Genomic DNA, 20,019 nt, shown 5'->3' on the forward strand with positions numbered 1-20,019 from the left:
AGGGAGCTTGCTCTCTCACCACGGTGTGCGTACACCTGAAGCCAGGTATGTAGGGGCCGCCTTCGCGAGTAAGCTCGCTCCCACGGGGAGACTGTCACCACCAGGACGGCCCTTCCTCCAAAACATCACGCAACCGAGCCGCACCAATACGCCGCTGCTCCGGATCAAACGCCAACGCCATTCGCAGCGCCGGCCAGCAGCGCCTGGGCAGGTTGCGCGGTGCCTTGAGCCCGCGTTCCAACCGGGCATCGCGAGCCTGGGTAGCGGATAAGCGTTGGAACGGGTGTTTACCGCTCGCCAGTTCATACAGCACGCAAGCCACACCATAGACATCGGCAGCCGCTGACAGGGGCGCACCTTCAAGCAGTTCAGGCGCCGCGTACCCTGGCGTCCAGGCGTTAAGCCGCTCACGGTTCAGGTTCGGCAGGTGCTGCGAGGGCCCCTCCTCGGCCAGGCCCAAGCCAAAATCGAATAGGCGCAGGCCTTCCTCGCTCAACATGACGTTGCTCGGTTTCATGTCGCCATGCAGCACGCCCCGGTTATGGGCGTACGCCAGGGCATCGAGCAGCGGCACGGCAATCGCGTTCAGCTCAGGCCAAGGCAGCCCGAGGGGCCGTTCGCACAGCAGTTGGTCCAGGGTCAGGCCGCGCATCAGTTCCATGGTGATGAAAGCCCGCCGTTGGGCGGCATCCACTTCGAAAGTGTAGGGACGCAAAATATTCGGGTGTTGCAACCGCCGCATCAGGGCGAACTCGCGGTAGAGCAGCGCACTCCCATCGGCTGACGCGTCGAAGGCTTCACTGAGCATCTTCAAGGCAAGATACGGATCGGGATCGGCGTATTGTTCATGCAACAGATCCCGCGCGCGATAAACAACACTCATGCCGCCCGCCCCAAGCAAGCGCTCGAGGCGATAGCGCCCTGCGAGCATGTCCGGTGCTTCGCTGGCGCAACGCTGGTTGGACTTCACAACAGGTGCCGCGTTGGCGAAGGCGAAATACGTGGGATGACCACCCTCTTCATTCACGGTCGGATCACGACGGCCGTCAGGTTATCCCGCGCCGGGCCATGCAAGACCTCATCGAAAAGCTGCTCCAACACCCTACGTGGCGAGGCCAGGCCCAAGGCATTGCCAAGGGCTTGCGCGCCAAGGCCTTGGTACAGGCCGTCACTGCACAGCAAAAACGTATCGCCCGAGTGAACATCCAGCTCCAGCACCCCCAACGTCAGTTCTGGCGCGGCGCCCACCGCGCGAGTCAATGCCTTGGCCGCAGGATGGGTACCGGCTTCATCGCGGCTGATGTGTTGCGTGTCCATCAGTTGCTGTTGCAATGAGTGATCCTTGGTCAATTGGTACAACCGGCGACCGCGCCACAGGTAACAACGGCTGTCGCCCGCCCAAATGCAGACCCCGCGGTTTCCTTCCAGCAACAGCACCACCACCGTGCTGCCGGTAATACCGGGATGATCTTCAGTGACGGTAAGCTCCTGGCTCAGCCGTCGGTTGGTCCAGCGCAGGCACTGGCGCACCGCTTTCGAACGTTCATCCAGGTCCTGGTACAGCGGCAGTTCCGTCAGGTTGGCAACGATCAACTGGCTGGCGATGTCACCGCCCGCGTGGCCGCCCATGCCGTCGGCGACCGCCCACACGCCTTGGTGTGGGCCGTCGAGAAAGGCATCCTCGTTGCGTGCCCGGGTCTTGCCAGGATCCGTGCGCGCGGCGCTGCGCCAGGAGCCGGGCGTCTGTTTCACAGCTGCACCGGCAGGCGAAATGTGCGCAGCACACTCATGTCGAAAGGATTCGGTGTGCGTTGGCTTGTCAGTAGGTAATTGGCGCGCAGGCCACCCATCTCCGCCTTCAATACACGGACATCGCGCCCGATCAGGTATTCGCTCTGCATCAGGTCGAACAAACGAAACAGCGACCACGGCCCGGTATTCTTCTCAATGCCGACGCCGCGACCGATCATTTTGTCCAGCACCAGGGCGGTTCGACCATTCTGCGCGTCGCTCGGCCAGGTAAACGCCATCGGCAGGATCGGACCATGGCGGTACTCAAGCGTCTGGTCGCCAAAACGGAATTCAGCACGGCTCACCGCCGGATCCAGGGTGTACGGCTCAAGCTTGAACTGCACTTGCGGTTCGGTCGGGTTGTCGGCGAAAAAGCTCCGGCGGATGGTATGCACGGTCGCCATCTGCTCCAGATAGACCCGGGACATCGGCAAGCTCTGGCCGTCGATGCTGCGCAGGCGATAGTGTCCCGCGGGACCGCTGACGAAGGGTTGCATGTAATGGTCGAAGAATCGATCGACGATGCCCTGTTCCTTGAAGAATTCCCGGAAGTCATTGAGCGCGACGTCGCTGGCACTGTGAGCGTTGAACGGGTATCGCTTGTTGATCGCCTTGCCGTAAAAACTGTACAGCTCGCTCTGATAACGCTGGTTCAGGTAGCGGTACGAGTCGTTGAGCACCAAGCGCCAGCTGTCCTCGGCCAGCACGTTGAACCACGCATTGACCGGCCGCGGCAGGCGAGCAGAGGCGTTGCGCAGGCTGCTCAACGCATCGCGCTGCCCGCCCATGCGGTGCCTGGCCAGTTCGAACGCCGCTTGCTCCGGCGCACTGGCCCGGGCCAGGTTCGCCAGTTGCAATTGCACTTCATCAAGGGCCCGCAAGGCCTGGATCAGATCAGCCGTGGGCCCTCCCTCCCCGTCCAGCAAGCGATGCAGCGGTTCGAAACGCCGTCGCAAGGATTTTTGCGCGGTATCCGGCAGATGCTCGGCCACCGACGTAGCGGCTCTCCCAGTCACGGCGGCAAGTTTTGTAACGACCTGTCCTCCCTTCCCGGCCGCAGGCGTCAGTTCGTCGAGTTGCTCGGCAACCGCCTGGAGTCGAGTGTTCTCACGTACTTGTACCAGCAGCCGCAGGATCGGCGAATGAGCCGAGGTCAGGCCCGCGAGTTGCTCGGCGCCTTCACCCGCATGGCTGATGGTTTGCAGGGCGACCTGGCCGACCGCTTCGCTCCAGTGGTCGGCATAATCACGAAAATACAGCTGCTCCAGTTCGACCATCAGGCGACGCATGTCCATGCTACTGAGGCCCTCGCCTTCACCCAATACCCAGTTGTCCCGCAGCAGTTCGGTGACCAGGGCCGCGCCCTGGACCGAAAAGTAGCGTTCGTAACCCTGACGGGTGTAGAAACCGGGAATCACACGGTCGGTACCCACCAGCAACGCACCTTGTGAACCCAGGTGTTGGCTGAGTCGGTAGGGCGGCAGAGGACTGGCCTGTTCGTGCAGCATCCTGTACACGACGGCGGCCAAGGACTCACGACGAAGGGCCTCCCGAGCCTGGGCTACCAGCGGCTCGTTGAGCACATGGATGAAGGGCAGCTCCAACAGGCGCGCGAAGTGAGCATTCAAACGCTCTTGCAACGCCATGTTGCCGGGGTAACGAAGCGACCCATCGTTGGCTACCCGATCCTTGAGCCAGGCAATATCGCGACGCTCTTTCAGGCCCAGCATCAAATACGCGCGCAGGCTGTTGAGCAGTTGCTCGCGGTCAGCTCGGTTGTTGCGGACATGCTCCTCCAGCCTCTGCGCAATTTTCGGCAAAAATTGCGCCTGAAGCTCGCGCTCGTAAGCGTCGGTCACCGCAGCCTCGATCGCTTCCCCCTGATACAGGCCGACACGCTCATGCAACGGCACCGCACTGTAGGGTGGGAAAACCCGAGTCGCCTCGAAACGGGTATCCAGTGATTCGAGCATCGCGGTCCAATCATCAGCGTTTACCTGGGCCGACTGCTGCTGGTCCCAGCGCTGCGCCAGTGTGCGCAAGCTGTCCAGGCGCTCGTGGTTGGTTGACAAACCGTTCGCCCACAGCAATCCGCACAGGCCAACGACCGTCAGCGCCCCAAGGTACAAGGCCCGCTGTCCCCAATGGATACGACGGCGTTCGCGTTGAACGAGGTCGCTCAGATCAGCTTCCGGAAAGATCACCCGGCTAAGCAAGTGATGAATGAACCGCGAGCGCCGGCCAGGTGCGGTATGGCTGGCACCCAAGCCGACATTGCCAGGTTCGACGGTCGAGGTCGCCCTGCGGTCCGGCGACGATGCGCAGGTCAAATAGAAACCACGCAACGTCCCGACGTTGCCGCTGAACGCCTGCTCGACCAGCAGGCACAGGCTCGCGCCGAGCTGTCCCAGTTGATGAGGAAAATCAAGCATGCGGCTACGGCGCAGCGTGTCGCGTTCCTGATGCATGCGCATGATCATTTGGCTGTTGAGCCGATGCAACAGCGCCTCGAACTCGGCACGTAACACGGTGATTTCGCTGCTGCGCTGTTCCCGGCTGAAACTCGCCCCCAGCACCTGGTCGTTTTCCTCGCGAGTCAGCGAATCAAAGAACTCATTGAAGCCGGGCACGCTGTCCGCTTTGCTCAGGACCAGGTAAATCGGGACATCGATGTGCAGTCGCCGTTGCAGTTCCTGCAGGCGACCGTGAATCTGGCGGGCCAGCGTGGTCACTTCGTCCTCGCTGCCTTGCAACAGAAGCTCGGTCGGCACCGTCACCAGTACACCGCCCAACGGACGACTGCGGCGACGCTTGCGCAACAGTTCGAGCAATACGGCCCAGCCGTGGCCGTCGACCTCACTGTCCGTCTGGGTCAGATAGCGCCCGGCAGTGTCGACCAGCACGGCGTGTTCGGCAAAATACCAATCGCAATACCGAGTGCCGGCTGCGTCGCTGGCAGCGCTGCGCTCTAGCCTGCTGAGAGGAAACTCCAGGCCCGAGCACTCCAGCAGACGGGTCTTGCCGCTGGCGGGCGGGCCTATCAGCAGGTACCAGGGCAAATCGCTGCGGCCGGCATAAAGGTTCGAGGATGTTGACGTGGTCAAGGCCTGCTTGAAGCGCGAGCGCATTTCGCGCCGCTCATCGTCCATCCTGGCTTGGTGCAGAGCCCGAGCCTGATCGGGAGCATTTTGTTGAGGCCCCGTGTTTGAAGCGGCGCGCCCATTGACGAAAACCATACCCAGGCCCCAGCCCAGCGCCAGCACGCTGGCGGTCAGCAATCGCGCCGTCGGGCTCGCCCAGAACTTGTAGTCATTGACGGCCAGGAGTGGCCCGGCGAACCACACCAACAGCGTGATACACAGCACCAGCAGCAGTGTCCAAACCCAGGTCTGGCGCACCCAGGCGCCAGCCTTCCTGAAAAACAATTTCATGACACGTCCCTGTTTACGGCAGCGGCTGAGCAGCGACCGGTTCTGGCAGTTGATAAAGTTGCAACACGCTTTTGCGTTGCTCATCCAATACCCAGGCGAAACTCGAATACATCACCCCCAGGCAGACCAGCGTGAACACCGCCACCGTCCAGGCCGGTACAATGCGCACCGGACGGCGTCGCGCACCGTCGAAGCCTGCCCAGTGAGGCGACAGTTCACGCGGGGTGTCGCCACGGGTCTGGAGAATCAACCGATACAGGGCGTCGCGCAGGCTTTCGAGTTCGAGCATCCCACGGGTCTGAATCCGGTATTTACCCTCGAAACCCAGGGACAGGCACAAGTACAACAACTCCAGCATGGGCAGGTGCTTGATGGGGCTCTTCGACAAGCGCTCAAGCAGTTGAAAGACTTTCTCGCCACCGAAGGTTTCATTGTGGAAGGTGCTGAGCAGGCTTATTTGTGACCAGCCGCCCCCGTGGCCCCATGGCGTGGTGACAATCGCCTCATCGATCACCGTGCACAGCACATAACGCGCGGCGATCAACTGACTGTTTTCAACACCGCCCTGCAAGGCACAGGCTTCGAACTGCTCCAGGCCGCGCTTCAGCTCCCCTTTAAGGGCGTGCAGGTCCTCGCGTTCGCGACCGTGCTTGAGCTGCACCATGTGCGACAGCAATCCGGACGCCGCCGCGACCAATGGATTGAGGCTGACCGTGAATGCCTGGGACTGCGGCAGGTGCGCCGCGTAAATCATTCGCGCTTGCAACTGTTCGAAGCGCGGCGGCGCGGCAGCGTCGGTCAAGGGCTCTGAAACAGGGCGTTGTCCATGGTGATCGAGCAGGACCGTTTTTTCGTCCTGAAAATGTTCCTTATCCATTTGGTTCAGTTCCTGATGGCCCAAAAATTCAGTTCAAGCTCGGCGAAATCACCGCTGACATGGAACGCAAAACCTGCGGAGCGCTTCAGTTGCGCCAGGTCTTCGGAGTTGGGCTCGAGAATGAAATAGGTTTTGTTGGCATGGAATGCAATCTGCCGCGGGGCCACGGGCAAAGGCCTGATCTTGATGCCGGGCAGATGCAGGTTGACCAACTGGCGGATGCGCTCCACCGAACCGACCTTGAGGTGCGCCGGCAACCGATGACGCAGTTCTTCGCCGTCGCAGTGGGCACTTGCCGCCAGTACGAATGAAGCGGTGTCCAGCAGTGACAGATCCTGCACCGGCGAGACGATGATTCCGTATTGGCGCGGCTGCAGTTGCAGCTCGATAGCGTGTTGCTCGAGCACCATCGACAGAACCTGGCGAATCGCTTGCATCAGGCCTCGAAAACAAGCGCCTTGGTCGCTGTGCTGGTAGCGGTTGTCGAGTGGCGGGCGCTTGCTGTCACTGGAGAACGTTGCCAAGTCACCCAGCAAGGCCAGCAGCGCTCGGAACAGTGTTTCGGGGTGCACCTGCTCCAGGTCCAGGTAATGACGCAGCAACAGTTCGCTGCGGTTGATCAGTTGCAGCATCATGAAATCGCCGACTTGCGCACCACCGGTCTTGCCACTGAAGCGGGCCCGCTCGGCCAGGCTATCGCCACGATGAGCAAGCATGCCGATGATCTCCTTGAGGCACGCCAGCAAATAATGGGAGGAGCGGGCCTGGATGAAGGTCGGCACAAAGTTCGGATCGAGCCTGATGACGCCATCGGCGGTGGTATCGAGCACCTCGCAGAGCTTGAGCTTCACGAACGCATGGTCACTCTGCTGCTCGCCCAACAGCAGGCGCAGGTCCGGACGGCCGCAACTGATCTGGCTTGCGCCGGCATCCCCGGCGTTGGAGTCGGTCACTTGCGCATCGTAGAGGGTGTAGCGTGCCAATACATCAGACTGCTCTGGACGACGGGACTCGATGTGATTGCCGGTCACCAATGGCAGCGCGAGGTAGATCGGTGTATTGCGGGTATTGGACGGTACTTCCAAGGCCAGCGGCTCGGCGTTGCCACCCAGCTCGAACAGACTGCCGTCCGGCAGGACCCCGCTGGCCTGGCTGACCACCAGTTGCCCCATGTTGAGGAATTGCAGATCGATCTCCAGCGCCAGGAATCCCCAGGCGTAGCTGGCCAGCAACCGGGTGCGAACCTTCAACTGGTGGTCGAAGTAGCGATCGTTGTGTTGCAGATGTTGCGGGCGCAACAGCATGCCTTCCTGCCAGATGACCTTATCGTGATTCATCGCTCATCCACCTTGGCCAGTCGCTCCAGTGTGTTGGCGATCCCATCCTCGTCGAGGGTCAGGTTCGCTTCGGTCAACTGCGTCGCAGCAGCCGGCAGTGTGTAGCGCCAGCGGGCGTGTGGCAGGTCACGGTACGCCGCCAGTATGCCGACGTAACGGCCATCTCCGCTGATAGCGAGCCTGAGCTCGACGGTTTCGCCTGGGCGCAGCTCCAGCTCCTCGCTGGAAACCAGATCCGGGGCCAGTGTTTCCCTCGGGCGCTCATAGAGGCTGAAGAAATCTGCGTTTTCATAAGCCACGGGGTGCTTGAGTTCGAACAACCGCACCACCACGGGCGATGGTCGTCCATTGAGGTCGGGGTTGAGTCGATCGCTGGCCGTGAGCGTGAGGTTGAGCTTGGTCATCGTCGAAAAGGGCGACAGCGTGGTGCAACCGGCCAACAGCAGGGTCGTGGCGAGCGCTGCCAAAATCTTGGATAAGTGCATCGTGCAGTGCGGCATGGGCATCATCCGTGGTGATCGATTTGCAGGCCGGCAATCAAGCGAACCTGTTCTTCATAGGTCTGGGCCTGGCCCAGTTCGCTTTTCAACGCCGAGCGCGTACGCAGGCTCTGTTGCAAACCCTGGATGCTTTGCTTGAGCAGCAACGCGGCATTGATCGCCAGGGCTTCGCGGGCCTCGCCATCCAGGCTTTCGAGATCCATGCCCAGGGCGGTACCGAAGCGCTGCCAAAAACCTTCGTGGGGGTGATCGATAACGTCGGTGGGCGCGACTGGTTCAATGGGTGCTTCGACCAACTCCGGCCACAGCAGGCTTTCCATGTCGATGCGCGCATAATCTGGCCGCCCAAGGGCGTCCGGCGACACGACAGCTGGGTTTATCAGCCCATCGATGTCCAACAAGGCCCGCTCCTGCTGATCCAGCGCCTTCAGCGGGTCGAGCTCCAGAAAGGCGTCGTCCGGAATGAGGCTGTCGACCGGCACCGGACGACTCGCTGCGGCAAGGTTGCCCGCCGGCCCGGAGACAAGGCGAGCAAGGACCTCGAAATCGCCCATGACGTAGGCATTTCCATCCCGTATCGGTACCGGCTCGCCCTTGGGCAGGCGCGCGCCGCTTTCGCGATGGGTCGTGCCGTTGCCACTGGTGTCGGTCAGGAAAAATATGCCGTCACGGAAACTGACGTGCGCGTGACGCTTGGACAGCAGGCGCTCGCGGTCAGGGATGACCCAGTGGCAGCCATCGCCCCGTCCGATCACGCCACCGGCCGGCCCAAAAGTCTTTCGGCACAGCCGTGACGGGACGAACTGGTTGGCGTTCAGCATTTCGAAAACAAGTTCCATCTATCAAAGGCTCCTTGGGGTCACTTGCCGCGATTGACCGCCTGTGGATCACCCAGAGGGCGATAACCACTGTCGTTGAATTTGTAATTGGCGTTGCAACCGCCCAGGGCGAATGACACGAAAACCGCCAGCAGGACGGCTCGCCAGGGAAAGACAGGCATCTAAAAGTCTCCAGGAATGAAAGGATCGGGCTGGAACGGCTACGAATAGGCCGAGGACAGGGTCAATCATTGAAATCACTGCGCTGGACGTTCAGGCGCGCGAGGCGATAGATCAATGTGCGCAGCGGCAGGCCGAGTTCGCGGGCGGCACGGGTCTTGTTACCCGAGTGCTCGCGCAGGCAATCGATCAGCAGCCCACGTTCGATCTGCTCCATCCGCTCACGCAGGTTGATGCGGCCGCGCTCGGAGGGGGGCTCGATGTGCAGCGCAAAATGCTCGATGAGCAGTTCGCCGCTCTCGCACAGGAGCACCGCCTTTTCCACGACGCTCTTGAGTTCACGCACGTTACCCGGGAAGCCGTAGGCAGCCAGGTGATCGAGGGCCGCGTCTGACCAACGCACCGGAGCACGCTGCAGGAGCGTGCAAGCCTTCTCGGCGAAATGCCGCGCCAGCTCAATGATGTCGCCATCGCGCTGACGCAACGCCGGTAACTGGATCGGGAATTGTGCGAGACGGTAATACAGGTCTTCGCGGAATTTGCCCTCCTCCGTCAACTGCTTCAGGTCGCGGTGAGTGGCGGCAACGATGCGCACGTCGACGTGATGGGTGTCGTTGGACCCCAACGGACGAATTTCTCCCTCCTGCAGCACGCGCAGCAATTTGGCTTGCAAGGACAACGGCATGTCGCCAATTTCATCGAGCAACAGCGTGCCACCGTTGGCCGCGTCGAACAGCCCGGCACGGTCCCGGTCGGCACCGGTGAACGCGCCCCTGCGATAGCCGAACAGCTCACTCTCCAGCAGATTCTCGGGAACCGCCGCACAGTTCTGCACGACAAACGCTTTGGATCGACGCGGGCCGTGTTCATGAAGGACCCGGGCCACCACCTCCTTGCCGGTGCCGGTCTCGCCCCGCAGCAAGACGGTATAGGGGCTGTTCAGCACTTTACTGATCAATGAGCACGTCTTGCGCATCGCCATGCTCTTGCCGATCAGGCCGTAGCTGATGCCGCTCGGCAGGCTTGAGGTGACGGATACGGACTCGTCGACAGGACGGCGCAGGCGCTGCAGCAGATGCATCTGGCCCAGGGCAAAGGTCCCGAGATGCCCTAAGGATTCAGCAACCCCATGCAGGTCGAGGTGCTGATCGCTGGCACACAGCAACAGCCCCCTGGCACGAGCCTGCGGGTCGACCAGGGGTACACACAGCAGTGACTGCCAGGGTGTGGCCCGGGCTGGCAGGAAGTGAGTTTCGTGGACGCTGTCGCTCAACGCACCGAGGCACACCACACGGTTCTGGCCCAGGGAAAACTGCAGCAATTTCTCAGTGTGATAATCGGAAGGCAGACTTTGCGGGTCACGAAACTGCAACTGGCCTTCCAGGCATTCGGTGTTCATTTCCAGGCGGCTGCCGGTGGCATCGAGCACGTACAACTGCACCAGTTCGCAACCGCTGAGCCGCGCCACGCCCTGGATGAAGTTCCCCATCAACGCCCCACCGTCCGCCAAACGCGAGAGGTGGGAGAACTGCGCCAGGAGTGCTTCGGCATAGTCCAACGGCTGCGAGAGCGTCTTGAACATGGCGCCCATCTCAGGAGAACTCACACGTGACGCCGGCTTCACCCTTGAGCACCGCGTGTACATGCCGTAGCGGTTCGCCGCCGGCCATGGCCGCGAGCAAGCGGTCGGCCACCAGCGGCATCAGGTATTGGTCGAGCAGTTGGTCAATCAGCCGCGCACCACGGTCATTGCGACTGCAGCGCTCGACCAGGTGGTTTACGAGGTGGTCGCAATAACTGAAGCCCAACTGACGACGATGCAAGCGCTCGCCCAGACGGTCGAGTTTGATTTCCACCAGCTCACGCAACACCAGCCCAGTGACCGGGTAATACGGCACCACGCACATGCGGGCCAGCAGCGCTGGCTTGAAATGCTCGCTGAGGATCGGGCGAATGGATGCTTCGAGGTGTTCGGCACTCGGTTGTGCGCCGTTTTCGCACAGCGCGTCGATACGTTCACTGCCCAGGTTCGACGTCATCAGAATCAGGGTGTTGCGAAAATCAATCTCCCGCCCTTCCCCATCGTTGGCCAGACCCTTGTCGAAGATCTGGTAGAACAGGTTCAACACGTCCGGGTCGGCTTTTTCAACCTCATCAAGCAACACCACGCTATAGGGCTTTTGCCGCACGGCTTCGGTAAGCATGCCACCTTCGCCAAAACCGACGTAGCCGGGCGGCGCGCCGATCAGCCGGGAAACGGTGTGTTTCTCCTGGAATTCGGCCATATTGATCGTGGTGATGAAACGCTCACCGCCATAGAGAAGGTCGGCCATGGCATGTGCCGTTTCGGTCTTGCCAACGCCACTGGGCCCCACCAACAGAAATACGCCCACCGGCGCGTTGGGTTCGTTCAAGCCTGCGGCGGCGGCGCGCATCGCTCGGTCAAGGGCCTGCACAGCCGGTTCCTGGCCACGAATACGCGCACGCAGGTCCGTGGCGAAACGGGCGACTTTCAGATTGTGCTCGCGCGCCAATTGCGCCAGCGGCACACCGGTCCACGCGTTGATCACCTCGGCGATCAGTCGCGGGCAAACTTCGAAGCTGACCAAACGTTCCTGGTTTTGCGCAGCCACCAGCGTGCCGTGTGTTTCATCCACCGCCGCTTCCAGGGCTTCAATACTGAGGGCCTGATCCACTGCGCTTTCCCGTGCCCTGGCCAATTGCTGACGCAACGACAGCAAACGTTCCGCGAGGATACGTTGCTCGGTCCATTGGATTTCCAGGGTTTGGCGCTCGTCTTCGATGGACGCCAGACGTACTTCCAACGCTTCCAGCGCCTGAAGGTCAATCGATAAGCCTGCCTCTGCATCGCGCCGCAGCGCCCGGCATTGGCGCTCGCCTTCGGCCAGTTCGCCGCGCAATCGCTCCAGGCTTTGTGGGGCTGCGGCCAAGCTGATGCGCACGCGAGCGCAGGCGGTGTCTAGCACATCCACGGCCTTGTCCGGCAACTGACGACCGGCCAGGTAGCGCGCCGATAATTGCGCCGCCGCGACCACCGCATCGTCACGCAGGTAGATGCCGTGGCTGTTCTCGTAGGTACGGGCCAGGCCCCGCAGGATGGTCACCGCTTCGCTGACGGTTGGCTCGTGCAATTGCACCGGTTGGAAACGGCGGGCCAGGGCCGGGTCTTTTTCAAAGTATTTTTTGTACTCGGTCCAGGTGGTGGCCGCGATCGTACGCAGCTCACCCCGGGCCAAGGCCGGCTTGAGCAGGTTGGCCGCATCGGCGCCCCCGGCGTTGTTGCCCGCGCCAATCAACGTGTGGGCCTCGTCGATGAACAGAATGATGAGTTTGGGCGAAGCCTTGACCTCGTCGACCACCCCCTTGAGACGACGCTCGAATTCCCCTTTGATACTGGCGCCGGCCTGCAGCAGCCCCATATCCAGCGAAAGCAGTTCAACGCCCTCAAGCACCGGGGGTACGTCCCCGGCGACGATGCGCAACGCCAGCCCCTCGACGATGGCGGTCTTGCCCACCCCGGCTTCACCGACGACGATTGGGTTGTTTTTGCGGCGCCGAACGAGAATATCGATCATCTGCCTGATTTCGTCGTCGCGACACAGCACCGGGTCGAGTTGGCCTTCACGGGCTTGTCGGGTCAAGTCATGGGTAAAGCGCGCCAGCAGGGAATCGTCCGGCGTGGCGGGCTGGCCGGCAACCGGTTGAGCCTGTTGCGACAAAGCGAACGCTTTCAGCCGGTCAATGTTCAGCCGATTAAGCAGCGCCAGATAAGCACTCCCGGCGTAGCGGAGCGGATTGCGCAGCAACGCCAGGAGCAACGCGGCTTCTCCGACCTGGCTGCGGCCGAGTTCGAGATTGGCCACCAGCAGCGCATCCTGCAACCACTGCACCAGCTCCGGGGCGAATACCGGGTTGCGCGAAGCGCTGTGCCCCATCCGCGGTTGCAGGGCCGCGCTCAGTTCGCCGGCACTGACCTGGGCATCCTGCAAGGCGTGCGCGAGCAGGCCCTGCGGACGCTCCAACAAGCCCAGCATCAGGTCCTCCACCAGGACCTTGTCGGCGCCACGGGCCACGCACTGCTCGGCCGCGCGCTCCAGATCGCGCCTGGTTTCGGCGTCCAAAGCCTGGATCAGTTGCTGAAGGTCTACGTTGATCATGTCATCCATTCCTAATGAATTTTGCTGCCAAGGGTCACCATGCCATCGGCGCGCTCGTGGCCCAGCCAACTGGTCCATCCCAGGCGGCAGGTGTTCTGTTCACCGATGCATAGAGCACGAATCTCCTGCTGGCGCAGGACCAGGCGAATGTCATATTCAAGGGGATCACGCAGGGTGAATCGCATCAGCGAGCACAACGGCTGGTAACCGCTTCCGATGGGCAAAAATTCGTGGAAACGCTGCCAGTCCAGCTCGCAGATATGGATCCGGAACTTGCCGCTGCGGTCGCGCACCCGTTCGCCGAGTACCAGGTCTTGGCTGAGCAGGCTGTTGGCGCTTCCCAAGCGATTGCGCTGTTCGTCAAGGATGTCCACATGCCGCTCGATGCACTGTTCGAGGTTCAGTTCGGCGTGCTTGAAGTAGTAACGCAGTACGGCCTCGATCAGTGCCGCCGAATGGGCACGCAAGCTCAGCAAGCCCAGGTATGGCAGTAGACGTTTCCAGTTCAGTTGGCTGGCCTTGCGAATCTCTTCGCCCCCCAAGCCGATCAACGCGTACAACTGTTCGGAAAATGGATCTCGGGCACCGCTCTGAAAACTTGCGCAGTAACGGTACTTGCGCCAGATCGGCAACATCAGTCGTTGGAGACGATGATGAAAGACGTCGAGAAAGTCGCGTGTCGGGTTGTCCTTTTCCTCCCCCAGGGCCTGCTCACCATAGAACGCCGGCAGCGGCGACCCCGCCCCCACCAGTCCGACCAGGTTCAAGCACAGACGCGCCCGCACCTGGCCGTGTTCGTCGAAAAACTCCACACGATCGATGTCGCTGGCCGGGAACCCCAGGCTTGGGTTGGCCTGGAACTCCAACCGGTCGTACAGCGCGTCATCATCCAGGCCAGGGTGAACCTCGCGCAGCCGATCAATGACCAGCAACACGGCCTGGAATAACGAGTACTCGCGTATTCCTCGTGTCAGTACGCTTAGAGAAGCGGCTGTTGGCCCATGCGGGGTGTCCATTGGTACACCTCTCCCTGTGTGCTGTTCACCCGCAGTTCGTGGTACGAATTGAGGCTGGCATACAACGCGAAGAACTCGTTGAGGACCGAGGCAAAGACGAACAGGTCGCCCTCGCCGATATAACCCTGTGGGTCGATGGTCAGTTCGGTGCGCAAGCCACGCACCGGTAAGCCCCGGTGCAGGCGATCGACGTGCTGGTGCCGGATCGACTTGAGCCCCTCCAGCAATCGCTTGCTGACTTTCTCTGCCTGCTCGTCGTGGTAACGCGCAAAATCGTAGCTTTCGAGAATCACCTTGAGCGCATTGACGTCTGCCAGCGACAGGTAGTTGAGTGACATGTTGCTGATCAACTTCCAGAGGAAGTCGTGATTGAGTGGCGGCGCGAAGCTTGACGTGACCGGACCGATGTTGCGGAAACTCAGCGCCTCGGGGCTTTTTTCGCCGGGTTGGTCGATGTCGCCCGGCTTGAGCTGGCGCGGCAGGTTCCGATTGGTGCACATCAACTCGATGGACAGGGTTTCATGCGGGTGAGCGTGCCGGACACCAAAGCCCAGGCAAGTGTCCAGACCGCCGTGCAACAACGAAGGCCGCTGACGAACGCTGTAGTAAGGGCGGCTGTGGGGCACATCGAAGCTTGAATCGTGCTCGAAAGACTCGAACGGCACATAGGCCTGATAACCCAGCCCTCCGGGGCTCCAACCGGTAACGCTTTCGACCGAAAACACGCCGCAGTGCGCCTGGTCGTAATCGGCCGGCAACAGCAGGTACTCATCCTGTTTGCCGTCCAGGCGGATCGGCTGGGCATCATGCTTGAACAGATTGACGATCGGCGTGCAGTACAGCTTGATGTTATCCAGCGTTGGGCGCATCCGCTGGATACCACTTTTACCAATATCGAAGCGCAACTCCAGGCCTCGCATCTGTTCGATGTTGCCATGGGGCAAGGCGTTGATCACGTCGAGGCCATTGATGTCGACGAACAGGAATTTGTCCTGGAAAGCGAAATATTCCTGCAGGTAGCGATAGCCGCGAAAGGTATTCAGCGGATACGGGACCAGCGCTTCCTCTTCGGCAAACCCTACCGGCTGCACACGGTCGGCGGGGAGCCTGAACGTCATTGGGCTGCCATCTGCCGCCCGCAGGGCCACACCCGTGCCGTCCAGCGGGATCAGCTCGATACTTCCAAGGTTACGCAACAGGCTGAGATAGAGCATCTGGCTGATGTAGCGCTCGCCGGTCAAGTGCAGGCGCAAACGGTTCAGTTGCAGCTCGCCCACATGACCGTCGCAACGCATTTCCAAATGCAGACTCAACAGCGACCCTTCCCCTTTCACGGAATAACTCAACCGAGTCAGATCAAGCGCCAGGACGTCGGTGGGGTAACACGTCAGGAAACGACAACGCACCTGTTGGACAGGTTTGCTTTCGACCGGCGTATCGCGCTCGACCCGCAGCGCGGGGCCGGATCGCTGCAGCGGATCGAACTGCAAAATGCCGAAGGCTGGCAATGGCCGCATGTAGTTCGGCCACAACAGCTGCATCAGCGAATGGCTCAGCTCCGGCAACTGGTCATCGAGCTTCTGGCGCAGTCGCCCGGTCAGAAATGCAAATCCTTCCAGTAACCGCTCTACATCCGGATCCCGTCCGGCCTGTCCCAGGAAGGGAGCCAACGCCGGGTTACGCTCGGCGAAACGTCGACCCAGCTGGCGGAGCGCCGTCAGCTCGCTCTGGTAGTAATGATTGAACGACATCAGTGGCTATCCTTGACCTTGACCTGCCCGCTGCCGTCCAGGCACGCGGAAAAACTGACCTGCCGCTTGATCCCCTCCACATCCAGCAAGGCGTCGATGCGCAAGGACAGGCGAAGCTGATCGGCGTTACTCGGCATTGAAACGACGCAGACATTGCGCAGACGTGGCTCGTAGGCCTTGATGAAGGTCTCGATCGCTTTGCGGGCCTGGCTCCCCGCGTCGTGCAGGCTCAAGCGCATGTCATTGAGATCCGGCAGCCCATAATCCGCGAGCGTCTGCACGCTACCCGCCCGGGTGCTGAGCATCTTCGCCAGATGCGCAGCCACGGAGGTGACGATGCAAGCCTCGCGGCTCAAACCCGCGCGCTTTTCAGAATCACCGGCCAGGCGCTCAAACAGGCTGCCGTAAGTCATGGGTGCTTACGCCTTGTCCAGTTTGCCAACCAACGACAGTGTGAAATCGGCGCCCATGTACTTGAAGTGAGGCCGAACGTTGAGGCCAACGCGGTACCAGCCCGGTTCACCGTCCACGTCACTGACAATGATCTTCGCCGCACGCAACGGACGGCGGCCACGGACTTCGGCACTCGGGTTCTCCTGGTCGGCCACGTACTGGCGGATCCAGTTGTTGAGTTCACGCTCCAGGTCCGTACGCTCTTTCCAGGATCCCAATTGCTCGCGCTGCAGCACCTTCAAGTAATGCGCCAGGCGATTGACGATCATCATGTACGGCAACTGGGTACCGAGCTTGTAGTTCAGCTCGGCATGCTTGTCCTCGGCGCTGTTACCGAAGAACTTTGATTTCTGCACGGAGCTGGCGGAAAAGAACGCGGCATTGTCACTGCCTTTGCGCATGGTCAGGGAGATGAAGCCTTCCTCGGCCAGTTCGTATTCGCGACGGTCGGACACCAGGACTTCGGTCGGGATCTTGGTTTCGATTTCGCCCATGCTTTCGAAGTGGTGCAACGGCAGGTCTTCGACCGCGCCACCGCTTTGGGGACCGACGATGTTCGGGCACCAGCGGAATTTGGCGAAGCTGTCGGTCAACCTCGTACCGAACGCGTACGCCGTGTTGCCCCACAGGTAGTGCTCGTGGCTGTTGGCAACGGCTTCCTTGTAGACGAACGATTTGACTGGGTTCTCCTGCGGATCGTACGGGGTGCGCAACAGGAAGCGCGGTACGGTCAGGCCGACATAGCGGGCGTCTTCCGATTGACGGAAGCTCTGCCACTTGGCGAATTGCGGGCCTTCGAAATGGTCTTTCAGGTCCTTGAGGTCTGGCAGCCCAGTGAAGCTCTCCAGGCCGAAGAATTCCGGACCGGCCGCGGCAATGAATGGCGCGTGGGACATGCAGGCGACACTGGACACGTACTGCATCAATTTCACGTCCGGCGAGCTTGGGGACATGAAGTAGTTAGCGATGACCGCGCCCACCGGCTGCCCGCCGAACTGGCCGTACTCAGCGGTGTAGATGTGCTTGTACAGGCCCGACTGCATGACTTCCGGCGAGTCCTCGAAGTCGTCCAGCAAATCGTCCTTGGACACGTTGAGCATTTCTATCTTGATGTTTTCGCGGAAGTCGGTGCGGTCCACCAGCAACTGCAAGCCGCGCCACGCCGACTCCAACGCCTGGAATTGCGGATGGTGGAGGATTTCGTCCATCTGGTGACTGAGCTTGGCATCGATTTCGGCGATCATGCGGTCAACCATGGCTTTCTTGACCGGCTCGCCGCTGTTTTGCGGCTTGAGCAACTCTTCGATGAACGCGGATACACCGCGCCTGGCAATGTCGTAGGCTTCATCGTCCGGGGTCAGGCGGGTTTGGGCGATGATACTTTCCAGAATGCTGTAATCCGCGTTGTCCTGGCTCTGCTGCTGTACTGCATGGGTACTCATGTTTCGGCTTCCTTGGCTGAAAGAATCAAGCGCTCTTCGCTGTGGTATCCAGACCCAGCTCATCCAGTACGCGACGGCGGGAATCGTCATTGGCGAGTACGCCTTCGATGGCTTTACGAAACGCCGGCGCGTTGCCCAATGGCCCCTTGAGCGCCACCAACGCGTCGCGCAGCGCCATCAGTTTGCTGAGTTCCGGTACTTGCTCGACCAGGCTCGCCGGGTTGAAGTCTTTCATCGAGTTCAAGCGCAGCTGTACCGCCAATTCCTCAGTACCGCTCTCTGCCTGGAGACAATTCGGTACGCTCAGGGTCAAGCTCAGTGCTTGCTTGGCCAGCACTTCGTCGAAGGTCATCTTGTCGATGCCAATCGGCTTGCGATCCTCGATCTTGCGTTCGTCCCTGCGGTGGGTGTAATCACCGATCACCAACAGTTTCAACGGCAGCTCAATGTCTTCCTGAACGCCGCCGGTGGCAGGTTTGAAGGTAACGTTGATGCGTTCCTTGGGGGCGACCGAGCCTTCTTTGGCCATGACTTTCTCCTTCTTTCAATTTGTGACCCGGAGGCCTATTCAATGACCCGTTCCAGGTCGAGGTGACACAACCTGCGATAGGTCTCTTCCTTGCACTCACGTACAGAGTGGTTCTGTGGCAACAACTCGCAGCAACTGTGCAACAAGTGCAGCACCTGCAACTCCAGGGTGGGTTCCCAGCTATTCAGGCCTGCGTTTCGTAGCGTCTGATCGAGCGCCTCCAGTTGAACCTTGGTGAGTTCGTATTTCCTGGCCGAGAAGCACAGGCGAGCCAGCGCGAACTGCCAGAGGAATCGCTCGCGTGCTCCATGGGCGCCTTGCATGGCTTGCCTGAGCAACTTAACGGCAGGCTTGAGACCGTCCTTGCGCAGGATCGCCTCGGCCTCCTCCAGCGCCAGCTCCCAAGGCGCCTGGTTGTCGGCGACATCGGCTGTGGGTGCCCCGCCGGGCCTTTGCAGGTGAGGCATGACCTGGGCAGCGATCCAACCCCGGGTGGCCGAATCGGCGAACGGCGTACCGTCATGCCAGCGCAATTCGATAATGCCCGGCAGGCGCTGGATGAATAATGCGAAGTGGACTTCCACTTCGCGCATGGCCAACTCGGCGTTCAGCCCTTGCAGGCATTCCCAGGCAAGCCTCTGGCCATCGAACCAGAACGGTGCCGTCGCCAGGCTCGCCTCGATCTCCACAAGCAGGTCTGCGTAATCACCCTGCTGGAGACGGTCCTGATAGGCCTTGAGTTTGTCCGCCGGCAGGCCACGCAACTGGGTGACCTGCTCGGCGTTGCGCTCGGGCAATACATCGATGGCCAGCCAGAGCAAGGTACGATTCAGGCGCAGGGCACGAGCGTCAGTCGCTTTTTGCTTGAGCCACCAGGTGCATAACGGACGCGCACCTTCCTGCTGGGCGCGCAGGGCCTTGTGGGCTTCTTTTTCGTTTTCGATCGGAGTGCCGGGCGTGAGCAATTGGGTGGCAACGTGCTTTACCTGGGCCACGACCGTTCCAATGGCACCAGGCTGCGAGCGGTTTTCGGTGGCCCGCTGGATCATGGTGTTGAGGCGCCGACACAGCGGCAGCAGGAGAGGCGCGTCATCCCCCAAGTGGGCGCTGCAAGCAGCGTCGAGGCCTTCCAGTTGTTCCGCCAGATGACGGAACATCGGCAACTGCTCCTTGATCGCAAGGTCATCGCCAAACGCTTGTTCCAGGCGAGGCATCAGCCAATTGATGCTGGCGGCACGGGTTCGGTTTTTGAGCGGATGAATGTCCTGCCAATGGTGCTTGCAAAGGTGCTGCAAAAGACCGAGACCCGCCAACAGCCCCGGGAACGACTCACGCTGATACAGCGCCCAAACCAGCCAGGTCGCCACCCGCAGATCCTTCGAGTGGGTGCGCAACAGCGCTTCACCTTTCTCAAGGACCTTCAACCAGTCGACCCGGCCACTTTCGTGCATCGATTGGGCTTTGCCCACCTCGCGTTCCAAGGCTTCGTATTCATCTGAAAAACGCACATCCGCCCCCACAAAACTCTCCTTGGAAACGGGGGTTTTGGCGAGCATCAGATAATAGGCGGACAGTTTTTCGGAATACGACATTCACGACCCTGTGAAGACAATTCGGTTTGTGGCATGGGTTGTTTGGACGGCATGGCTATTCAAGGTAAATATTCAGTTTCGCTTGTAGGAAGTTTCGCTAAATATAATCCAGCCACTTCGCTCT

Annotated in this window: 15 protein-coding genes and 1 pseudogene; all 16 read right to left on the reverse strand. The window is 60.8% G+C overall.

All coding sequences use genetic code 11. From position 1 onward, the window contains the following. Positions 1-94 precede the first annotated feature (94 nt). The 16 genes and pseudogenes from AC515T_RS28510 to tssA all read right to left on the reverse strand — a co-directional run bounded on the left by AC515T_RS28510 (position 95) and on the right by tssA (position 19,895). Complete coding sequence (locus AC515T_RS28510; protein ID WP_496530857.1) at positions 95-1,027, reverse strand: serine/threonine-protein kinase; 933 nt, start codon at positions 1,025-1,027, stop codon at positions 95-97. After that, positions 1,024-1,752, reverse strand: coding sequence for a PP2C family protein-serine/threonine phosphatase (locus AC515T_RS28515; protein ID WP_496530858.1), 729 nt, complete (start codon positions 1,750-1,752; stop codon positions 1,024-1,026). Before AC515T_RS28515 ends, AC515T_RS28510 begins: the two co-directional genes overlap by 4 nt. Further along, positions 1,749-5,222, reverse strand: coding sequence for a type VI secretion system membrane subunit TssM (gene tssM, locus AC515T_RS28520; RefSeq protein ID WP_496530859.1), 3,474 nt, complete (start codon positions 5,220-5,222; stop codon positions 1,749-1,751). Before tssM ends, AC515T_RS28515 begins: the two co-directional genes overlap by 4 nt. Positions 5,223-5,235: 13 nt before the next feature. After that, positions 5,236-6,099: a type IVB secretion system protein IcmH/DotU gene (gene icmH / locus AC515T_RS28525; RefSeq protein WP_496530860.1), complete on the reverse strand. Its 864-nt coding sequence runs from the start codon at positions 6,097-6,099 to the stop codon at positions 5,236-5,238. A 5-nt stretch (positions 6,100-6,104) separates the two neighbouring features. Continuing rightward, positions 6,105-7,436 (reverse strand): type VI secretion system baseplate subunit TssK, encoded by a 1,332-nt coding sequence (gene tssK, locus AC515T_RS28530; RefSeq protein WP_496530861.1) that lies wholly within the window; start codon positions 7,434-7,436, stop codon positions 6,105-6,107. Continuing rightward, positions 7,433-7,936 (reverse strand): type VI secretion system lipoprotein TssJ, encoded by a 504-nt coding sequence (gene tssJ, locus AC515T_RS28535; RefSeq protein WP_496530862.1) that lies wholly within the window; start codon positions 7,934-7,936, stop codon positions 7,433-7,435. Before tssJ ends, tssK begins: the two co-directional genes overlap by 4 nt. 59 nt (positions 7,937-7,995) lie before the next feature. After that, positions 7,996-8,775 (reverse strand): annotated as a pseudogene (gene tagH / locus AC515T_RS28540) (type VI secretion system-associated FHA domain protein TagH); the annotation flags it as partial. 20 nt (positions 8,776-8,795) lie between these two features. Next, the gene (locus AC515T_RS28545; RefSeq protein ID WP_496530863.1) at positions 8,796-8,936 is read right to left on the reverse strand and encodes a type VI secretion protein; all 141 of its coding nucleotides are present in this window, start codon (positions 8,934-8,936) and stop codon (positions 8,796-8,798) included. A 62-nt stretch (positions 8,937-8,998) separates the two neighbouring features. Next, entirely contained in the window at positions 8,999-10,516 is a 1,518-nt protein-coding gene (locus tag AC515T_RS28550; RefSeq protein ID WP_496530864.1) for a sigma-54 interaction domain-containing protein, read from the reverse strand. Between the two features lie 10 nt (positions 10,517-10,526). Next, on the reverse strand, positions 10,527-13,112 hold the full coding sequence (gene tssH / locus AC515T_RS28555; RefSeq protein ID WP_496530865.1) for a type VI secretion system ATPase TssH: 2,586 nt from the start codon (positions 13,110-13,112) through the stop codon (positions 10,527-10,529). A gap of 11 nt (positions 13,113-13,123) precedes the next feature. Further along, positions 13,124-14,128: a type VI secretion system baseplate subunit TssG gene (tssG, locus tag AC515T_RS28560; RefSeq protein WP_496530866.1), complete on the reverse strand. Its 1,005-nt coding sequence runs from the start codon at positions 14,126-14,128 to the stop codon at positions 13,124-13,126. Continuing rightward, positions 14,092-15,879: a type VI secretion system baseplate subunit TssF gene (gene tssF / locus AC515T_RS28565; RefSeq protein ID WP_496530867.1), complete on the reverse strand. Its 1,788-nt coding sequence runs from the start codon at positions 15,877-15,879 to the stop codon at positions 14,092-14,094. The genes tssG and tssF overlap by 37 nt, the downstream gene beginning before the upstream one ends. Continuing rightward, on the reverse strand, positions 15,879-16,292 hold the full coding sequence (gene tssE / locus AC515T_RS28570; protein WP_496530868.1) for a type VI secretion system baseplate subunit TssE: 414 nt from the start codon (positions 16,290-16,292) through the stop codon (positions 15,879-15,881). The genes tssF and tssE overlap by 1 nt, the downstream gene beginning before the upstream one ends. 6 nt (positions 16,293-16,298) lie before the next feature. After that, positions 16,299-17,774, reverse strand: coding sequence for a type VI secretion system contractile sheath large subunit (tssC, locus tag AC515T_RS28575; RefSeq protein WP_496530869.1), 1,476 nt, complete (start codon positions 17,772-17,774; stop codon positions 16,299-16,301). Between the two features lie 25 nt (positions 17,775-17,799). Next, positions 17,800-18,303 carry a type VI secretion system contractile sheath small subunit gene (tssB, locus tag AC515T_RS28580; protein WP_496530870.1) on the reverse strand — a complete coding sequence of 168 codons (504 nt, stop codon included), beginning with the start codon at positions 18,301-18,303 and terminating at the stop codon, positions 17,800-17,802. Positions 18,304-18,338: 35 nt separating this feature from the next. After that, the gene (gene tssA, locus AC515T_RS28585) at positions 18,339-19,895 is read right to left on the reverse strand and encodes a type VI secretion system protein TssA (protein ID WP_496530871.1); all 1,557 of its coding nucleotides are present in this window, start codon (positions 19,893-19,895) and stop codon (positions 18,339-18,341) included. Between the last annotated feature and the right edge of the window lie 124 nt (positions 19,896-20,019).

This window comes from Pseudomonas sp. FSO-7 (genome assembly GCF_059579345.1).